Source organism: Anabaena sp. 54 (genome assembly GCF_017355725.1).
GTDB lineage: Bacteria > Cyanobacteriota > Cyanobacteriia > Cyanobacteriales > Nostocaceae > Dolichospermum > Dolichospermum heterosporum.
The window spans coordinates 91651-111677 of sequence record NZ_JAAVWA010000005.1; the positions used below are offsets into that span (position 1 = coordinate 91651).

Consider the following 20027-nt stretch of genomic DNA (forward strand, 5'->3'; position numbering starts at 1 on the left):
ATTTTGTCTGTTTGCAAAATAGTTCTTCCTTGTCAAGTTTACGATAACATATTTTAAATTGGAAGTCAATAGGTTTATTATGTTTTTTTGGCAATGAGTTATAAATGGATGATGAAAGTATTTTTCTGGATTGTTGTCTGATGCTTTAGGAATAATTGTCTGAATCAGGATGTCCAGGATTATAGGATTTACAGGATAATATGTATAAGAGTCATTATTGTGGATGGTTTATGGGTTTTACTTTTATTATTGCGTTATTTTCTATCTAAGCAGTTTTCTATCTATGGTTTTTGTAGTTGTTCTCAATGGTTTTTGGTGAGTTAATGATGAATTACGCGAATCAGAGTTAGTTTTATGAGAGTTTTCTACAAAATCGCACTATATTTATTTAACTCAAGCATGATTTTATTCAGGATTTTAGTAATTTATCAAGCATTTTGACACTTATAATCCTGTACATCCTTAAATCCTGGATATCCTGATTCAAACAGTTTTATGATTGCATCACAAACCTGTTTTTATGTATTGCCATCAGATGCTTCTGTTTGCTGCTGCAAATATTCTCGAATAGATGACAATAGCTCAGGATTTCTTTCTATCATTTCTAGCAAAGTTAATATTGCTTCTGTATCTAGTACGTAAAAGTTTGCTTGTTGTGCAAGTGCTTGGAGAATATCTAATAAAGTTTCTCTATTGCAATGTAAAAGTTCCATTACACACAAGAACTTTACTGTAAGTGCTGCATTTTGCGTATTAGGATGTTTATTACCTAATCTGTTTTGACATATTGTAAATGCTTGTTGAGCTAAATTTTTAGCTTCTGAGTATTTACCTTGCGCTTCATACAATAATGCCAAATTATTAAGACTACTAGCAACATCGGGATGGTCAGCACCTAATTGGCGTTTTTTGATATCTAAAGATTGCAAATAAAGAGGTTCAGCTTCGTTGTAACGTTCTTGTGAACTGTACAGTCTTGCCAAATTGTTGAGGCTGGTAGCGACATAAAGATGATCAGTACCTAGTTGACATTTCCAGATATTTAAAGATTGTAAATAAAGAGGTTCAGCTTCGTTGTAACGTTCTTGTGAACTGTACAGTCTTGCTAAATTATTGAGACTGTTAGCAACATCTGGATGGTCAAGTCCTAATTGGCATTTTCGGGTTTCTAAAGATTGAAGAAAAAGAGGTTCGGCTTCACTGTAGTATCCTTGAAAATAATAAAGTAGTGCCAAATTGTTAATAATTAATGCTACATTAATATGGTTAGCACCTAGTTTGCGTTTATTGATTTCTAAAGATTGAAGAAAAAGAGGTTTAGCTTTGCTATATTGTCTTTGCTTACTGTAATTTTCTGCTAAATTGTGAATACTTTGTGCTGTATCGGTATGGTCAGTACCTAATTGGCGTTTTCTGATTTCTAAAGATTGAAGAAAAAGAGGTTCCGCTTTGCTGTATTCTCCTTGAAAACTGTACAGAGTTGCTAAATTGTTAAGACTGGTAGCGACAGAAGGATGGTCAACACCTAATTGACATTTTCTGATTTCTAAACATTCTTTTAAAAGAGCTTCTGCTTTACTATATTGTGATTTAGATTTGTACAGTAATGCTAAATTATTAAGAATACTTATTACATACGGATAGACTGTACCTAGTTTGCGTTTGCTGATTTCTAAAGATTGAAGAAAAAGAGGTTCAGCATCATTATAACGTCCTTGTGAACGGTAAAGTAATGCTAAACCATTTAAACTGAGAGCCAATTCAATATTTTCACTACTTGCACACCAAACAATCATCTTTTTTAGATGTGGTTCAATTAAATTGAATGTTTCTAAATTGCCTGAGTGATCAACATTAATAGCAACAATGGCAAAAACATCACAATATTTTTGTTTAATTTGGCTGTAGTTAGAATGTTGTTTCAGGTGTTCACTAAAATAGTCGTAAATAAGAAGATGTAAATTATAAATATTTTCTTCAATAGTTATCACCAAATGCAGTTTTCTTAAAGATTTTAACCAACGGTCTTTTAAATCATCATGATTAAATGCTTCACCTTGCAACTCTTGATAAATAGCTGTAACAAAATCCCAACGAACAGGAGAAGCTGCAAAAGCACCAAATACACAAGCGAGATGTTTAGCTTCTGGTTTCAATTCCTCCCAACTTAAATCAAATGCGGCTTGTAAACCTCTTTGCGCTTGCATTCCTCCTGGTACGTTTTCTGGTGATAGTGAAGGATGTTTAACTTTTTTTTGCAACTTATCACGCATTGCTAACAGTGATAAATCCTGATAGTCTTCATCATCTAAATAATATGCCACCAATTCTAAAGCTAAAGGCAAATATCCCAACTCATAACAAAGTAGTTTAGCCTGTTCTGGTTCTTGATCAATTCTTTCTTGTCCAATAATTGAGGCTAATAAATCTACTGCTGCTGCTTCTGACAATACTTCTAACTCTAACTTTTCCGCAATGCGTTTATCTGGTGTTTCCCGCGAAGTCATCAACAACCGCAGGGAAACTAAATCTGCTGGTGGTAAATAGGTTTTGATATTATCAGCTAACCCAGATACATCATCAAGAATCAATAATACATTTTCTGTTTGGTATTTCCATTGTTGCCAACAAGCCGTTACCATTTGTTGAGTAGATAAATTTGCTGGTAATTCGGCTTTAAATCTCCATTTAGTCAAAGCGATAATTTCCGCAGCCATATTTTGCCTATCTCTGGCATCAATATAATAGACTCCACCAGTAAACAATGATGTACATTCTGTTAAATTGGCATATTCTCGCACGAGTCCAGTTTTACCAACTCCTCCCATACCGGAGACAACACAAACGTTTTTACCACTTTGCAATAATTGATGAAGTTCTTTTAATTCCTCTTCGCGTCCAAACAGTCCACCCTCACGGGGTTGGGGTGGTGTGAAAGGGTTTCCTTCTAAGTATTGTGTTGTAACAGAAAAGGAGTTATTTTGAACATTACCTTGTCCGTCTTGTCGGATATTGATGTTGTTGAGGTTCATAGGAAAATTGTTATTAAAAAGTATTCAAATACCTGATAGGTATAAGTTTAGCATTGCCAAACCCCTACGTGCCTAATGTTTGTAAAATTGTGAGAGATTATTTCAACACACCCACACCAATATGGGTTAGATAAAATTCCTCACCCTCTGACTCACGTAAAGCATCCAAATAAGCATCAATACCACGAGGCTGGGGAATTGATGTACTATCTTGAAGATGGAAAACTAAAGCTGAACGCATATTCTCTAACGTTGTTTCCAATGTCTCCCCCGTAGCAATACAACCCCAAACATCAGGAGAATATGCGGAAAATCCTGTTTCAGTTCTTTCTAAAACGATCAGATACTTATCCATATCATATAAGTTCAGAAGTTACTAAAGGTATTATGTTGAGTATTGCCTGTACCAGCTTGGGAAATATTAATCTGTTTACCAATAATATTAATTGTGCCACCAGCTTTCACCGCTTGATACTTTTCCTGAAATGTGGTATTTTCCTCTGTGTCAGCAGTAGCAACTAATTCCGCAAAAATCGGATTTGAGGGAATTTGTTGTAAAACTTCTGAATTGAGAGATAATACTTCTGGATTACCTGTTTCTAAAGCTGTTGCTGTTTCTGGGGAATGTTTGCGAATGACAGCAAGCGCTTCACCAACCTTTTGCATGAGAAAATCACTAAAATTTTCACCCTGTTTCTGTAACACTCCAGTGAGAAATATGGTAGTAATGGCAGTAGCTAAAGTTATCGGTTCCATAGAATTATTCCTCAAGATAGTTGAATATACTTAATTTTTATTATAAATGCCTAAAACCATCAACAATAATCCTGGTAGTGTAATCCGAATCAAAATGAAGAGGTATTCCTGACCCCAAAAGCGATAAAATCACGGAAAATTGATTTTCATAAAATATATCTGCAAGTAAAACCGACGGATAACTATGCTAGAACAAGGCAATATCAGTATTCATACCGATAATATTTTCCCGATTATCAAGAAGTCTCTCTACTCAGATCATCAAATCTTCTTGCGGGAACTGGTATCCAACGCAGTAGACGCTATCCAAAAGTTAAACATGGTATCCCGCGCTGGGGAATACAATGGGGAAATTGGCGAACCAGAAATTACCATTAGCATTGATAAAGACAACAAAATCCTCTCCATTACTGATAATGGCATTGGCATGACAGCAGAGGAAGTCAAAAAATATATTAACCAAGTTGCTTTCTCTAGTGCTGAAGAATTTATTCACAAGTATGAAGGTAAAGCAGATCAACCTATTATCGGTCATTTCGGTTTAGGTTTCTACTCTTCTTTCATGGTAGCGAAGCAAGTAGAAATTGATACTCTTTCTTATCAAGAAGGCGCACAAGCTGTGCGTTGGACTTGTGATGGTTCACCTAAGTTTGTTTTAGATGAATCTCCTCGCACCACTCGCGGAACTACGATTATTCTCACATTGGAAGGAGAAGAAGAGGAGTTTCTCGAACCCGCACGAATTAGGAATCTTGTCAAGACTTACTGCGATTTCATGTCAGTTCCCATTAAAATGGATGGGGAAGTTTTAAATAAACAAAAAGCTGCATGGCGTGAATCTCCCAGTAATCTTACAGAGGAAGATTATTTAGAGTTTTACCGCTATTTGTATCCTTTCCAAGAAGAACCCTTGCTGTGGGTGCATTTGAATACAGATTATCCCTTTGTGATTAACGGGATTTTGTATTTCCCGAAAATGCGTCCTGATGTAGATGTTACCAAAGGACAAATTAAATTATTCTGCAATCAGGTGTTTGTCAGTGATAACTGTGAGGAAATTATTCCCCAGTTTTTGATGCCCATGCGGGGCGTGATTGATAGCACTGATATACCTTTGAACGTTTCTCGGAGTGCATTACAAGGCGATCGCACTATTAAGAGAATAGGAGATTATATAGCCAAAAAAGTCGGCGATAGACTCAAAGAATTATACCGTGATAACCGCGAACAATACGTAACAGCCTGGAAAGACTTGGGAACATTCGTGAAATTTGGCGTTCTCAACGATGATAAATTCAAAAAACAAGTTGAAGACATCATCATCTTCCGCAGTACAGCCAAATTAGAAGCCCCTGTAGCCGACACCGCAGCCGTTGAAGTTCAATCTGCTGACGGTGATGTTTGGCAAGATGTTACCCCAGCAAACGCGACTAGCATCCCCTACACCACCCTGAAAGAATACCTAGAACGGAACAAAGAACGTCACGAAAACAAGGTATTCTACAGCACCGATGCAGCTACTCAATCCACATACATAGAACTGCACAAAAATCAAGGTTTAGAAGTCCTCTTTATGGACTCCTTCATTGATACCCACTTCATTAACTTCCTAGAACAAGAATATCGGGATGTTAAATTTACACGGGTAGACTCTGACCTCGATAACACTCTTCTCGATGACAAAACCAGCGAAATTGTTGACCCCACCACCAACAAGACCAAAGGAGAAGTCATTAAAGAACTATTTGAGAAAGCCCTCAACAAGCCAAAACTCAACATCCGCACCGAGTCCTTAAAATCAGACGACCCACAGGGAACACCACCTGCAATGGTGTTATTACCCGAATTTCTGCGGCGGATGCGAGAAATGAGTGCTATGATGCAGCAGCAAACCGTCGAATTCCCCGAAGAACATATTTTACTAGTAAATACTGCTCACCCGTTAATTCAAAACTTGGTTAATCTCAGTCAAGGTAGTATTATTCAGGGTGATGGTGAATCCCCCTCCAGTCAATTAGTTAATATGATGTGTCAGCACGTTTATGATTTGGCACTTATATCGCAAAAAGGCTTTGATGCAGATGGAATGAAATCCTTTGTAGAACGTTCTAATGACGTACTCACCAAGCTAACAGAACAAGCCAGCAAATAAACGGCTAGATAACCGACTTCCCATAGAAGTCGGTTGTAACACTTGATTTTTTTAGAGATTTTCTTGATGGTTAATATAAGAACGAAGCACAGTATTAATCATTGATTGATAGCCTTTTCCCTGGTTTTTAAACCATTCCAAAACGTCACTATCTAAGCGAATGGAAATAGCTTTTTTAGTGATAGGTTTCACCATTTTAGCTGTTTTCCAAAAATGATCGTCTAATTCGGGAATATCAGAAGTATCAATGGCAGAATCTGGGATATTTTGGATTTCTTCAAGACGTTTCGGCGAGATATTCATAGTATTGTCTCCTTTCTTTAGGGGTGGCTTTTCGGGCTGAAATCAGGCGAGTTTTGCCGTTTCTTTCAGTATGGGCTACAGTGACAACAATAATTCCTTGTATTGCACCAATAGTAATTTCTCTAATTTCTTCATCATAGTCAAATCGTTCATCAATCGACGTAAAAACGATTCCCTGAAAAATTTCTTGTGCTTCCTCAAAGCTAAGGAACGCAAATTTAATAACCTGCAATTCTGATGTAACCTGGAATGGTGCGTTACGCTGTCGCTAACACACCCTACTTTTGCACCTTATTTAATTCACATTCCTAAGTCCATGTTTTTTGTGATTGTGTTGATTTTTATGTTCGTCCCATTCAAATTCCATTTACTTTATAAATACATTTTGTATATACACAAGAATAACACAAGTAATCAAAAGTCAAGATTAAGAGGGTGTTTGAAAAGTTATGGTTGATGTATCAAATATTTTTTACCCCACCCTAACCCTCCCCTTGTAAAGGGGAGGGAACTGGATTTTTATTGTTTCCCCCCTTTACAAGGGGGGACTAAGGGGGGTAGCAATGTGATGAAAATTACGGAATACCACTTTTCAAACATCCTCTAAGATTTTCTCAAAAGGTCGGTAATGCTTGCCATAATTCCCCAGATACTAGATAATTATTCTTTTTCCCGAACTTGTTGGGATATAATGGGAAGGTTGTCTTAAAATAGAACTCTAGGAGATATTTATTATGTCCCGTCGTTGTGAACTAACTGGTAAAAAAGCCAATAACGCTTGTTCCGTTTCCCACTCCAACCGTCACACCAAGCGTCTACAGCACGTTAATCTGCAAACCAAGCGGGTTTGGTGGGCTGCTGGTAACCGTTGGGTAAAATTGAAACTTTCCACCAAGGCTATTAAAACCTTAGAATTTAAAGGTTTAGACGCAATGGCAAAAGAAGCAGGAATCAACCTCAACCATTACTAAATAGTAGGGAACAGGGAACAGGGAACAGGGAACAGGAAATAGGGGGAGGAAAAGTCCTTCGATATTGATTATTCTTCTTTCTTCCTCCTGACTCGTTCTTTCTTCTCCTGACTCCTTTCATTAAACACTATTTAATTTAATTACACCCTGATCAAAAACGCGATTATTAGTACCAATAGCGCTCACTCCCATTCTATCTGCATACACATCATAGGCAGCAAAACTCAAATCACTGGTTGAATATTCTGTCCATTGAGAACGACCAACTGGACGATTACCAGCACCAGCACCACAGATTAAATAGGTAGTTCCATTAATAGCGCGAGTTCGTTCATAATTATGTTCATGACCATTGATATAAAGTTGAACATTGTATTTTTTAAATAGGGGAGTAAAGGTTTTAATAAAACTTGTATTATTTCCATAATGACCAGACGAATAAATCGGATGATGACCAAAGACAACTTTCCAAGGTGCTTTACTCAGACTTAATTCTTTATCTAACCAAATTAATTGATTTTTCCAATCAGCATTACCATTAGTATCTAAGGCAAAAAACTGAACTTTATTTTGACTAAATGTGTAATAACGTCCCTGCATATTAAAACCAGGATATTTAACTTGGGGAACACCATTATCAGTGCGAATATCATGATTGCCTAAACAAGCATGAAACTTGACACCATTTTTTAGTAAAGGTTGATAAGGGCGTTCAAAAACTTCCTTTATTTTCTCAATTTCCCCATTATTGTAGATGTTATCACCAGCTAAAACTACCAAATTATAAGGATTTTGCTGATGATAAAAATTCATAGCATTTGCTACAGCATATTGTCCTTTAGTCCCAGTTCCTGTATCAGCAACGGAGACAAAACGCAATAATAAATCTTTTTTGACTGGTTTAGCTGCTGTTGCTGATTGTATGAGAGAATTTGAATTTGACAATTTCCCACTCAAAAATCCAGATGCTATGGTGCTGATTCCACTTAAAAACAAAAATTGACGGCGGTTAATATTCATATTTTATTAAAATGGCACAATAGATGATTATAGTCACAATACGTTTTCTACATTTCAATACCTTGTCCATTTTTCGTAGGTTGGGTTAAGCGATCGCGCAACCCGACGCATTTGTTGGGTTTCGTACCTCAACCCAACCTTGTATCTTAGAGGTATGTTAGAAGAAGTGGTAGACCGTCCCAACCTGGGTCAGAAAAGACCGCTTTGTAGCAAGGATCACCACAACAATCTCCATGACAGAACTCGAACAGTCGCCTGGGGTAAAAACTATGAACAAAGACATAGATAATATAGCCCGTATCGTGCAAGGATGAGTGAAATCAAGGGGATGAATAAAAACAAAACAAATTAAAAAGAAGTAATTGAAATTGGAGAGTTAAAAATGGATTATATCTCCCAATGGGTAGGCATTGACGTAAGTAAAGCAACACTTGATGTTTATATCCGTCCAATGGGTAAAGCATTTCAATTTGCTAATACTGAAACAGAAATAGCTAATCTAGTTAAGCAACTTCAATCTAACGATTTAAACCTAATCGTACTGGAAGCAACAGGAGGACTAGAAACAGAATTAATCATTCAATTGCAAGCGGCTCTTTTACCAGTAGCATTAATCAATCCTCGTCAGGGAAGAGACTTTGCTAAAGCTACAGGTAAGTTAGCCAAAACCGATGCCATTGATGCACAGATTTTGGCGCATTTCGGTGAAGCAATGAAACCGGAGGTGTTAGCATTTTGATTGTGAAATGTCACGTCAATTAGGCGAATTAATTAGTCGCCGAAGACAATTAGTAGAAATGTCTACAGCGGAAAAGAATCGCCGTGACCGCGCTCGTGGTAAAGCTTTGACAGATATTGAATCCCATATTGATTATCTTGAGCAACATCTTCAACAACTCAATCAAGAAATTGAGACGTTGACCCAAAATAATCAACAATGGATTGATAAAGTCAATCTACTCAAAACTACTCCTGGCATTGGTCAAGTAATTTCTACCACTTTAGTTTCTGACTTACCAGAATTAGGTCAATTAACTGCCAAACAAATCTCTCGCTTAGTTGGTGTTGCACCAATTAATCATGATAGTGGTCAGCACAAAGGTAAGCGCATGATTAATGGTGGTCGCGCCCATGTTCGTGCCATTCTTTATATGGGTGCTGTTGTTGCCATGCGTCATAATCCTGTTATCAAAACTTTTTATGAGCGCTTGGTTGAACGTGGTAAACCCAAAAAATTGGCCATTACTGCTTGCGTTCATAAAATGTTAGTTATTTTAAATGCGATGATTCGAGATCATCTTCCTTGGTCTATTTCTCAAGACTCACAACCAATTTCTGCATAAAGTTCTACTGTCGTTTTTATACCTCCAATCTAGTTTGGTAATTTATGGCAATCTATAATTTACCTGTTTTGTTCTGTTCTGTTTTTCTCCTCTATTTTCTGACTTTTTTCCTAGACTTTAAATTTTTCCTTAACGATCGCTTGACAATCAAGACAGTCGCTACAAATCAAGACTTTTTTCGATTTGGACAAGGTATTGATATTTTTGATTCGCTAATTTGGGTAAAAGTTCCATGTCAGGAGAAAAACGTAGAAAACCAAGAAGTGAACCCGCACCTACACTCTATCAAAAAAATCAACCAATTTGGAAAACGGCAATTATCCAAGTTTTGCGGGGAACGATTGGTGTTTTAGAAACTACAGTAGTTAAACTGGAGACAGAAACACCCGCTGATACTCAGAAAAAAACTAATTTTTTATCGCGTTGGGATGGATTTTTAAGGACATTCCGCTTATTTTTACCATCAAATATATCTAACAATGTATCAGATACGGTGCTGACAGGGATTTTTGCAGCAATTTTTGTGGTGACAATAGGAATCACCACATTTATGTTTATTCCTAAATCTGTTGAATTCGCAACTGTTCCCCCGGTAGAAGAGGTTATCCCACCAAAATCAGTTATAGAACCAGAACCAACTCCCACCCCAGTTATAGAACCTGAAGTCATACCAACCCCCACCCCAGTTGTTGAACCGGAAGTCATACCAACTCCGGTTATAGAAACTGAAACTACCCCAACTCCAGTTATCGAATTAACACCTGAACAAGCTTTACTAGCAGCAATTGAAAATCAGTTTTCAGATATTACCATTGCTGTTAAAAATACGCAGGATAAAAATATTATTTCTCAACTCATAAAACCTGTTCAAGCTAATTTCCGTACCAGCGATTTAACTGTGAAAATTAGCGATATTTGGTATAACCTGGAAAAATCTCAACAGGATAAACTAGCTGCGGATATATTACAACGTTCTCAAGAACTTAATTTTGTCCATTTAGAAGTTGTTGATTTTCAAGAGAAAATAATTGCCCGTAGTCCAGTAGTAGGTAATAAAATGATAATTTTTAAACGTTGAAACTTGATAGCTAGTACCGCAAGGCGTTCGTCAAAAGTCAAAACGAATATACAATGAGCTTTCCAGTAGTTTGGAATGGTCTATTTATTTCCGCCGACCTGTACTAGTTATTTTGTTAATAAAGATTAATATCACAAAACATTTCATCTTGATTTCATATTCCCATGAAAAGCTAGAATTTAGTTAAACGCATAACTGGTTCCAAATATTTGCAACAGTTAGGTTTAATGACTTTTACTATTAAATCTTCATATTTTCAAGGAAAAACAAGTTATGAAAAGCAAAAATTTGATTTATGGTTTGATTGGGTTAGTAAGCAGTAGTGCTGTTAGTGGATTATTAATCGTCAGTAACACGCAAGCACAAACTCCCAATTCTGAACACAATTCTCATCATTCATCTAAACAAGCTAATCCCCCCAAAAAAGGGATGATGATGCAAACAGATCAGCATTTTATCGAAATGATGATTCCACACCATCAGCAAGCAGTAGAAATGGCTGATATCGCATTCACTCGCGCACAACATCCAGAAATTAAGAACCTCGCAGTTGCTATTAAAAAAGATCAAACCAGCGAAATTGAACAGATGCGAATCTGGTATAAGACATGGTACGGTAAAGAAGTACCTATAATGACTATGACTGATCAAGGAATGATGGCAGGTCCTGGGAATATGTGTCAACAGATGAATCCACCAGACACGATGAAAATGCCGATGAATGGTAAAATGCACTGCATGAATATGGATTTAGAAACATTAAAAAATGCACCAGATTTTGATAAAGAATTTATTCGTCAAATGATTCCTCATCATCGCATGGCTGTCAAAATGTCACAGATGATTGTTAAAAAAACTGCCAAACCAGAAATCCGTAATTTGGCTAAGTCTATCATTAAAACTCAAACGGCAGAAATTAACCAAATGCAGCAATGGTATCAAAGTTGGTATAAGTCAAAGCCTGTATAAACCATTGTGAAACCCTTATATTGCGCTTGATTTATAACCGTTACGGCTGGTCGTATGAAGAATTTTAGCAGTTCCAAATTTCAGAGACTGAAAACCGAAAATACTTTGATTTTTCAGCCTCCCTAAAATTAGCTTAATTCCAATAAACCTTGATAACCTGTAACAATACGATTACCATCTTTGAGAATGTGGACTTCAATTTGATCACTAGCCCAAGTAATTTTATCTGCAAATTCTGGATTAAAGATATTGACTTTTTGATTACTAGAAGAAACGGGAGAATCAGGAGAATTAATTGCTAGAGATTTGACAAAAGGACCATCAATCAAAATATCTAATTCTGCCAATAATTCTTTTGCACCAGGAGGTGCGGAATCAGATTGTAATTGCTGGAGTGTGAAACCAGTAAAAGACATGATATTTAAACCCGCTGCTTTTAATTTTTTCGCTAAAATTGTTAGTGCAGGTGCTTGCCAAAATGGTTCACCACCGGAAAAAGTTACACCCGTATTCTGGGGATTTTTGAGAATACTTTCAGCGAGGGTATCAATAGCAACTAAATCATTAATCTCAAATGCCCAGGAGTCAGGATTAAAGCAACCAGAACACTCACGGTTACAACCTTGTACCCAGACAACAGCCCGACAACCGGGTCCATTAACTTCTGATTGGTCAACATAACCCATAATATTCAGATAACCGGGGGGGATGTCCGCGAGTGCTAGAGATGGGTTCATGGGCTTAGTTTCCATCTTTTCTCAACTCCTTTTCAACTTTTCCTATTACTTGCTAATATAGCGAGACTCGGAACAAGTGTGGAGAAAGAAAATATAAGCTTTTTGAAGTTTGATTATTTTGTACAGTCAACCTTTAGGTTTTTTTAAGCTTTTGCCCAGGAGGGGATGAATGAACGCGCAGCAGCGATCGCATGAAAGAATGCAAATATCCTGTGGCTGGCTTGACCATGATCCCGGCATTTTTGCAGGTCGAAAGACCGTAATTCTTTTTCGATGACGTTTTCGACATCAGCAGCTAAATTTAATCTACCTTCATTGAGATAACATTCGGTGAGAAATAGTAATTTCTCAACATTAATTTCATTGGTTTCCCATTGAATTTCAATAGGAAACTCATAATTTTTTTCTAATGTTCCCCCACTGTAAACGTTTTCCATGAGTTTATTGCCGATAATATATTTAACTTTATGGGTGTTAGCCAGTCCTATTAAATCATCAGCAGTTGGCTTCAGTCCTAGACGACGACGGAAAACGGAATCAATAATTTCATATTTACTATTGTCTGGAAATACTGTGACAACCACAGCCGCAATTCCTTCTGTATTTCCATAACATCCGATGATGTTTTGACTTTCTTCACCGTGAACAAATAAGATATCCATAATATGCACCAACTAAACTAATAAGAGGGAATCGAGTTGATAAGATTCTCGCAGATGAGACGCAATACTTGTCGGTCAAGGAAATGTAGGTTGGGTTGAGCGACAGCGAAACCCAACAAAATCCCTGATAATGTTGGGTTATGGCTGATGCCTCCGGCGATAGCGAAGCGCTGCTGCAAGCAGTTCGCAGGGATACGCCACACTATGGCTATAATCTATCAGACTTTTTTCCAAAATTGTAACTTTGTTCAAAAAAAAGCACCTTTTTATCAATAGGTTAATTTTAGATTAATTACAAATTAAAATCTATTTCTTTAGATAGATGAAAGGGCAGATTTTATTTTGTTTAATCAAACGTTGCTCAATTAACATATTTTTGACATCTCGTCGCAGGAGTCAGATCCCCGACTTCTCTAAGAAGTCGGGGATCTTATTGTTCTGAATAAGAAATATTAATAAGATGTCGTTCTGCACCTGCACCTAAAACCCAGCGAAGAGTTGTGAAAAGTAAGATGCTGATTGCCATCAACCCACCAAACCCAAATATGTGTATCAAGTATAATCATTGTAAACATTCCCAATCTTCTAAAGCTACAGGTTCAGTAGGATCATCATAACGGATCACTTTGCCACGTAAAGGATGAAGATTGGTATTTTGTGTTTCTAGAGATTTAATTTGATGTTGTGCGGTTTGAGGTTGTAAAATAATCACTTCCACAACATCACCAGCATGGAAAGGCAAACCTTTTAATACCAAAGTTCCATCTTCAGTTAAAGCAGTTTCGATTTTATGAGCATTCATATTATCAATCTGGTGTGTTACAGTTGATTTTATTTTAACATATTACCTCGTTACCGTTAATTGCATTTCTTTGGTGTTAATAATTCTAACTTATTTTCTAAAATTGTCCCTTTCAAATTTGCTCCCTGAAAATTTGTACCTCTAAGATTTGCACCTTTTAAATTTGCTCCTGCTAAGTTTGCACCTTTTAAATTTGCCCAACTTAAATCAGCTTCTGTTAAATTTGCTTCACTCAAATTTGCTTTAGATAAAAATGCGTTTCCTAAATGAGCTTTTGTTAAATTAGCTTTATGTAGGTTGGCTTGATAAAGTTGAGCAGTCATTAATTCTGCTTCATATAAATTTGCTTCACTCAAGTTAGCAGTAATTAAATTAACTGCCATCAAATTTGCAAAACTTAAATTACTGCGAATAAGTTGGGCTGCGGCTAAATCAGCATTTTTTAAATTAGCATTTTGGAAATCTGTACCAATTAAATTAGCATCGTTAATGATAGTATTTTCCAGATTTGCACCACTAAAATCAGCACCAATAAAGTTGCCAAAACTTAAATTAGCCTGGGTTAAAATTGCCCCACTCAAATTAGCAATACTCAAATTCGCTTGACTTAAGTTAGCTTCTATTAATTTGGCTTGATAAAAAATAGCATTACTGAGATTGGCATGACTGAAATTAGTTCGCACCAATAAAGCGTGAGCTAAATTTACTTTATTCAAGTTTACCCCTTGGAGATTTGCTCCGCGGAGATTTTCTCCTAGTAGATTTGCAGCACTAAGATCAATTTCAATTTGGGAATTTTTGTTTCTCCATTCTATCCAGGTAACTGCTCCTGAACGTAATACATTGAGATGTTGTTGATTTGCCATTTTTTGCTCCTTTAGGACTTACGCAAGTTTCACATTTAATATTTTTTGTAAGAGGGTGTTTGAAAAGTCATGATTGCTGTATCAAATCTTTTACCCCTCCCTAACCCTCCCCTTGTGAAGGGGAGGGAAGCAGATTTTTCTTGTTTCCCTTTACAAGGGGAAAGGGGGTAACAATGTGATGAAAATTACGGGATACCACTTTTAAAACATCCTCTAAGGTGCGTCAGACTCGATTATGGGGTAAGAATAAACAGACTTTTAACATTTGACGCACCCTACTAATATGTTAGTTGCGTCAATCTTGTTCCTTATTCGTTACGCTTACCTTGGGAATTTTCCCTTCCAGGTGAGTTTTCAATTGCGGCTAAAGCGCCCGCTGCTCCTGCTAAAATATCCTGTTCTGAGCCACCTAAATAAAGTCTGCCAAAACTACCGACAGCTTGAACTTCGAGGATGTTAATTTGCGCTGCTTTTTCTGCTTCATTAGCTGCTAGTGCTGCATAAGCGGCTGGTTCAACTTCCAATACATAGAGGGTTTGTCCTGCTAGTAGCAGTTGTCCTCGTCGGGTACGGTTAATAAGTTGGGTTTGGTAAGCGTCAATATTGCGGATAATTTGGCTAGAAACTACGCGAGGTTTAATACATTCCTCTTTTTTTACGCCTAAAAATGCCAAAATCGCATCTCCAGCGGCTCGTGTTTCCCCTTGAGAGCCAGAATGCACTTCTAATAGTCCATATAGACGTTCTACTACTTGCACTCCAGGACGAACGGAAGCGGATTTCAGGGCTACGTCCGTAATCTTGTTGATTTCGATACCAGGGGAAATTTCAATCCATAGGGATGTATCCCCCGGTAATGGTAAGAAACCCTGGGCTACTGTTCCCATGTATGCGGCGTGTTGAGGTTGCAGATTGTCTAGAAATACGAAACTGCGTAATTCTATGCCCAAAGTCTTAATTCTCCAGTCATGAGGGTAAACATTTTGGATTTAGATCCTGGATTTAGATCCCCGACTTCTCAAAGAAGTCGGGGATCTGCAATATATGAGTTTACCGTTAAAGTGGACTAGTTTGGTAATTAGTGATGATTAATTCTTCGGCTGGAGGATGTTTTATTTATAAGTATTAATATGAAATAAGTAAGCCTTAAAGCCAAAATCTTCTGGATTAGAGACTTCCAAGAAATAAATTATCCTAAGAAACGAACCACAGAGGCACAGAGTACACAGAGAGAGAATTTCTGCATCAGTTTTGGGACATTTTTTTATTTGGAAGTCTCTTAGATATTTTAGATGCACAAAAAGGGTTTTACTACTGACCGCTGCTCGATTTTTCATGGGGTCTTTATGTCTAAGACTTTTATGAGATCACGGCATCTTTGATTTTTCGCTTTTTCAAAAAATTAGACATAAATGGCCGCTCAAAGAATAAGTAAAACCAGTAAGCAATAATGAGTGACATCACCGTACCTATTAAATAACATCCTGCTGCAAACATATCTGGTGAGATTGGTAGGTAAAACAGGAAGTAACGCACAAAAACTAAAACTGGTCCATGAGTAAGATAGAGACTATAGGAAAATGTTCCCAGGGCGATCGCTAAAGGATGTTGTAAGATCCGTAGGATTAAAGATGGTTTTTTGTCCTCTATTATTGACTTGGTTAAGGAAATAAATAGACAGGCAAATGCTAGACCGGCGAAAGTTTGATTAATCCATATATGCAGTCCTAGCCGTCGCCATTCAGTGATGACAGCAAGACAGCTAAAGATAATAGCCAACCAACCCCAAGGTAAAGAATTTCTGATAGCTACTAACTTGGGTTTTTGGGAAAATCCAATATCTGCTGCTGCCATTCCTAAACAGAATATACATAAAAACCAAGGATTGGCTGATTCAAATAATCCATTCAACAAATATAGAGGAGTTAAACCAATTAAAAAGGTAATAATGACAATCCCAAATAATCCCAACCTTCGCCATATAGGTAACAATAATAACGGAAATAAAAAGTATATTTGCCATTCTGTGGCGACAGTCCACATGGGTGGGTTAATAGTTAGATATGAGTTGCTGTCAAGATTATGAACTATGAGTAGTTTAAGCAAGACATCCATCAAAGAAAATCTGGGAGAAAATGCTCCTAGTCCTGCTTCTGTATTCCATTGAAAATCCGTAAATTTTTCTAAACCCAAGATAATTGCTGTTAATAGTAAACAGATAAACAGTATTATATAGTAGGGTGGTAAAATTCGCCGCGATCGCTTCTTAATATAATTTATGAAACTTCCTGATAACTGACCATTTTCAGAACGCGCTACTGGCAGCATCAAAACATAACCAGAAAGAACAATGAAAATGACAACACTAAATGCACCATATTTCATGGTTTCTCCAAATAATGACCACATTATAGGCAATTGTCCTTCAATTGATGGTTCAATATGTACGAGGACAATATATAAAGACGCTAATCCCCTCAATCCGTCTAAATAAGGAAGATGAAGTCTCTTTTTAGTGGATTCTTCGATAATTTTAGTCATTCAACTAATCTCCTATGCTATTTTTCTACGGACATTTCTTCTCTATTTGCATTTTGGGATTGCAAATTAATTATCAAGAAGAAATACAATATAAAGTTTTTCAAGTATTTGCAAAACCCACAACAAGTTTAGGACTTACACAAAAGTCACGAAATATGAATGAATAAGGAAGTAAATGACAATAAAAAAAGAGGTTTTAGAGATTTTTCACCTAAGCTATAAGGTTCTCAAAATGCCTCTTAAATAGAGGTTATTTAAATGTTGTAGATGGCTATACAAAAGATGCTGATTGATTTGTAACCAAATTTGGTAATCCGCTATATGTACTTGTTCAAAAATCAGAGAAAATACTTTTTTATATTTGGAATTAATAAATACTTCCCTGATTACTGTAACGGCTTCCTTTGAGCCAATTTTTAAATATACCATTGTTGTAATCATAGTATGTCAATAAATTTCACTTATGTACTCTTCGTACAAAATACCTTTTTAGTGACATAAATAATGTCTATCTCTTATTTTAAAATAAAGCTACAAAATAAATATCAAGTAATCGTAAAGTTTAAACATAAATTATGAAGATTTAAAAGTAAACTTAGTTTTATGATTAGTACGGTTACAGCCAGGATACTCTACCCAATACTGTTCGGTTAACGAAAATTTACACGTAAACAACATATTGTATAAAACCAACAAATCATTGAAAATGTTGGGTTTCGTTCCGATTGCTCCGCAACGCTAACGCGAACAACCCAACCTACGTATTTTTGTTTTTTAGTCTTAACCGAACAGTATTGATACTCTACCAATAGGACATAAGTATAAATAATACTTACGACAAATAGGGTATTGATTACTGCTGTATTTTGTGATTTCATAGTCCAATTTAATCTAAATTAAAGTAAAAACTGTATCTGTGCCTACAACTTTAATTTTCCGAAATATATTTTTCATTACAGCTTTAAATAAGAATAATAGCGAGAATGGGGGCAGAAGAAATGATTGTTTATTTTCTATTGTGAAATCATGGTAATGATATCAGAGAACGTTCAGAACCGATTAACTATACAAACTGTAGAAATTGCCCCTAATACCACTGCGATTCGTTCTCTAGACTGGGATCGGGATCGTTTTGATATTGAATTTGGTTTACAAAATGGTACAACCTATAATTCATATTTAATTAGAGGTGAACAAACAGTTTTAATTGATACTTCTCACCAGAAGTTTCGTGAACTTTATTTAGAGACTCTTAAAGGTTTAGTTAATCCTAAAACGATTGATTATATAATTGTTAGCCATACTGAACCTGATCATAGTGGCTTAGTAGAAGATATTTTACAGTTAGCACCTAGAGCCACTGTTTTAGCTTCTAAAGTGGCTTTGCAATTTTTAGAAGGTTTGGTACATGAACCTTTTTCTAAGCGAATTGTTAAAAGTGGCGATCGCGTAAAAATTGGTAAAGATCACGAAATGGAATTTGTCAGTGCGCCAAATTTACACTGGCCAGATACTATTTTTAGCTTTGATCGCAAAACCCAAGTTCTCTACACTTGTGATGCCTTTGGAATGCACTACTGTGATGATCGCACTTTCGACGAAGATTTAGAAGCAATTGAAGCTGATTTTCGCTTTTATTATGATTGTTTAATGGGTCCAAATGCTCGTTCTTTGCTAAATGCAATGAAGAGAATGGGTGAACTTGGGGAAATCAAAATTATTGCCAATGGACACGGACCATTACTACATCATAACCTCGATATTCTCAGAGAATGTTATCACAATTGGAGTCAAAAACAAGCAAAAACAGAAACTACTGTAGGGTTGTTTTATGTTTCTGGTTATGGACATAGCGATCACTTGGCACACTCAATTGGTGATGGTTTGCAAAAAGCTGGTGTTGGTGTGGAAGTATTGGATCTCAACACCGCAGAAAGCCAAGAAATTCAAGAATTAGCCGGCAGAGCATCTGGTTTAATTGTAGGGATGCCTTCTACTAGTGCAATTAAAGCACAAGCCGCAATTAGTTCTTTATTAGCCGTTGCTAAAAATAAGCAAGTTGTGGGTTTATTTGAGTCCTATGGTGGCGATGATGAACCGATTGATACTCTCAGACGCAAATTTATTGATTTAGGTATTAAGGAAGCTTTTCCAGCCATTCGTATTAAAGAAACCCCCACAGATTCCACCTATAAACAATTTACAGAAGCCGGCAATGCTTTGGGACAATTGTTAGTGCGGGAACGCAATATTAAACAAATCAAATCTCTCGACGTGAACATGGAAAAAGCGTTGGGAAGAATTAGCAATGGTTTGTATATTGTCACTGCCAAAAAAGGCGATATTAGCGGTGCAATGATCGCTTCTTGGGTGACACAAGCCAGTTTACAGCCTTTAGGTTTTACCATTGCTGTAGCTAAAGATCGCGCTTTAGATGACTTAATGCAAGTAGGCGATCGCTTTGTTCTCAATGTTCTAGAAGAAGGCAACTATCAAGACCTGAAAAAGCATTTTCTCAAACGTTTAAATCCCGGTGCTGATAGATTTGCAGACATAAAAATCCAAACTGCTAAAAACGGTTCACCCATTCTTACCGACGCACTCGCATACATGGAATGTGAAGTAATCAGCAACATGAAATGTAGTGATCACTGGATTTTATACTGCACAGTTGAAGATGGCAAAGTTTCTAAACCCGATGGAATTACCGCAGTTCGTCATCGCAAAGTAGGAAATTACTATTAATTAGTCATTAGTCAGTGGAAGTAAGAGTAAAATTTCCTTCTTCTTTCCTA

Annotated in this window: 19 protein-coding genes and 1 pseudogene; 7 read left to right on the forward strand and 13 right to left on the reverse strand. The window is 36.7% G+C overall.

From position 1 onward, the window contains the following. Nucleotides 1-518 precede the first annotated feature (518 nt). From HEQ36_RS08120 to HEQ36_RS08130, 3 genes are all read right to left on the reverse strand, one after another. Nucleotides 519-3032, reverse strand: a complete 2514-nt coding sequence (locus HEQ36_RS08120) for a tetratricopeptide repeat protein (protein ID WP_168635703.1) — start codon at nucleotides 3030-3032, stop codon at nucleotides 519-521. A 97-nt stretch (nucleotides 3033-3129) separates the two neighbouring features. Further along, nucleotides 3130-3387, reverse strand: coding sequence for a type II toxin-antitoxin system HicB family antitoxin (locus HEQ36_RS08125; protein ID WP_168635705.1), 258 nt, complete (start codon nucleotides 3385-3387; stop codon nucleotides 3130-3132). An 11-nt stretch (nucleotides 3388-3398) separates the two neighbouring features. Continuing rightward, the gene (locus HEQ36_RS08130) at nucleotides 3399-3788 is read right to left on the reverse strand and encodes a hypothetical protein (RefSeq protein WP_168635706.1); all 390 of its coding nucleotides are present in this window, start codon (nucleotides 3786-3788) and stop codon (nucleotides 3399-3401) included. A 184-nt stretch (nucleotides 3789-3972) separates the two neighbouring features. On the opposite strand from HEQ36_RS08130, the gene htpG reads away from it, so the two are divergent. Beyond that, nucleotides 3973-5940 (forward strand): molecular chaperone HtpG, encoded by a 1968-nt coding sequence (gene htpG, locus HEQ36_RS08135; RefSeq protein WP_168635707.1) that lies wholly within the window; start codon nucleotides 3973-3975, stop codon nucleotides 5938-5940. Nucleotides 5941-5991: 51 nt separating this feature from the next. Here htpG and HEQ36_RS08140 read toward each other — a convergent pair whose 3' ends face one another. Then, nucleotides 5992-6243, reverse strand: coding sequence for a BrnA antitoxin family protein (locus tag HEQ36_RS08140; RefSeq protein WP_168635708.1), 252 nt, complete (start codon nucleotides 6241-6243; stop codon nucleotides 5992-5994). Next, on the reverse strand, nucleotides 6218-6475 hold the full coding sequence (locus HEQ36_RS08145; protein WP_168635709.1) for a BrnT family toxin: 258 nt from the start codon (nucleotides 6473-6475) through the stop codon (nucleotides 6218-6220). The genes HEQ36_RS08140 and HEQ36_RS08145 overlap by 26 nt, the downstream gene beginning before the upstream one ends. A 502-nt stretch (nucleotides 6476-6977) precedes the next feature. Between HEQ36_RS08145 and rpmB the strand changes: the two genes are divergently transcribed. Further along, complete coding sequence (rpmB, locus tag HEQ36_RS08150) at nucleotides 6978-7214, forward strand: 50S ribosomal protein L28 (protein WP_027402820.1); 237 nt, start codon at nucleotides 6978-6980, stop codon at nucleotides 7212-7214. 120 nt (nucleotides 7215-7334) lie between these two features. Here rpmB and HEQ36_RS08155 read toward each other — a convergent pair whose 3' ends face one another. Then, nucleotides 7335-8234 (reverse strand): metallophosphoesterase, encoded by a 900-nt coding sequence (locus HEQ36_RS08155; RefSeq protein ID WP_168635710.1) that lies wholly within the window; start codon nucleotides 8232-8234, stop codon nucleotides 7335-7337. 382 nt (nucleotides 8235-8616) lie between these two features. Between HEQ36_RS08155 and HEQ36_RS08160 the strand changes: the two are divergent. From HEQ36_RS08160 to HEQ36_RS08170, 3 genes and pseudogenes are all read left to right on the forward strand, one after another. Next, nucleotides 8617-9577, forward strand: a pseudogene (locus HEQ36_RS08160) (IS110 family transposase). 232 nt (nucleotides 9578-9809) lie between these two features. Next, nucleotides 9810-10655 (forward strand): hypothetical protein, encoded by an 846-nt coding sequence (locus tag HEQ36_RS08165; protein ID WP_168635992.1) that lies wholly within the window; start codon nucleotides 9810-9812, stop codon nucleotides 10653-10655. A 273-nt stretch (nucleotides 10656-10928) separates the two neighbouring features. After that, nucleotides 10929-11624: a DUF305 domain-containing protein gene (locus HEQ36_RS08170; RefSeq protein WP_168635991.1), complete on the forward strand. Its 696-nt coding sequence runs from the start codon at nucleotides 10929-10931 to the stop codon at nucleotides 11622-11624. A gap of 128 nt (nucleotides 11625-11752) precedes the next feature. On the opposite strand, the gene HEQ36_RS08175 is transcribed toward HEQ36_RS08170, so the two are convergent. The 6 genes from HEQ36_RS08175 to HEQ36_RS08200 all read right to left on the reverse strand — a co-directional run bounded on the left by HEQ36_RS08175 (nucleotide 11753) and on the right by HEQ36_RS08200 (nucleotide 17232). Continuing rightward, nucleotides 11753-12376: a 4Fe-4S single cluster domain-containing protein gene (locus HEQ36_RS08175; protein WP_053541075.1), complete on the reverse strand. Its 624-nt coding sequence runs from the start codon at nucleotides 12374-12376 to the stop codon at nucleotides 11753-11755. Nucleotides 12377-12504: 128 nt separating this feature from the next. Continuing rightward, nucleotides 12505-13023 (reverse strand): hypothetical protein, encoded by a 519-nt coding sequence (locus HEQ36_RS08180; RefSeq protein ID WP_168635990.1) that lies wholly within the window; start codon nucleotides 13021-13023, stop codon nucleotides 12505-12507. 562 nt (nucleotides 13024-13585) lie between these two features. Beyond that, nucleotides 13586-13825 carry a hypothetical protein gene (locus tag HEQ36_RS08185; RefSeq protein WP_168635989.1) on the reverse strand — a complete coding sequence of 80 codons (240 nt, stop codon included), beginning with the start codon at nucleotides 13823-13825 and terminating at the stop codon, nucleotides 13586-13588. A 56-nt stretch (nucleotides 13826-13881) separates the two neighbouring features. After that, the gene (locus HEQ36_RS08190; protein WP_168635988.1) at nucleotides 13882-14691 is read right to left on the reverse strand and encodes a pentapeptide repeat-containing protein; all 810 of its coding nucleotides are present in this window, start codon (nucleotides 14689-14691) and stop codon (nucleotides 13882-13884) included. Nucleotides 14692-14999: 308 nt separating this feature from the next. Then, entirely contained in the window at nucleotides 15000-15641 is a 642-nt protein-coding gene (locus tag HEQ36_RS08195; protein WP_039202830.1) for a hypothetical protein, read from the reverse strand. 409 nt (nucleotides 15642-16050) lie between these two features. Beyond that, on the reverse strand, nucleotides 16051-17232 hold the full coding sequence (locus HEQ36_RS08200; protein WP_168635987.1) for an acyltransferase: 1182 nt from the start codon (nucleotides 17230-17232) through the stop codon (nucleotides 16051-16053). 14 nt (nucleotides 17233-17246) lie between these two features. Between HEQ36_RS08200 and HEQ36_RS08205 the strand changes: the two genes are divergently transcribed. Then, on the forward strand, nucleotides 17247-17399 hold the full coding sequence (locus HEQ36_RS08205; protein ID WP_205748513.1) for a hypothetical protein: 153 nt from the start codon (nucleotides 17247-17249) through the stop codon (nucleotides 17397-17399). 49 nt (nucleotides 17400-17448) lie between these two features. On the opposite strand, the gene HEQ36_RS08210 is transcribed toward HEQ36_RS08205, so the two are convergent. Then, nucleotides 17449-17673 carry a hypothetical protein gene (locus HEQ36_RS08210; RefSeq protein ID WP_039202827.1) on the reverse strand — a complete coding sequence of 75 codons (225 nt, stop codon included), beginning with the start codon at nucleotides 17671-17673 and terminating at the stop codon, nucleotides 17449-17451. 585 nt (nucleotides 17674-18258) lie between these two features. On the opposite strand from HEQ36_RS08210, the gene HEQ36_RS08215 reads away from it, so the two are divergent. Continuing rightward, entirely contained in the window at nucleotides 18259-19977 is a 1719-nt protein-coding gene (locus HEQ36_RS08215) for a diflavin flavoprotein (RefSeq protein WP_168635986.1), read from the forward strand. The last annotated feature ends 50 nt before the right edge of the window (nucleotides 19978-20027 follow it).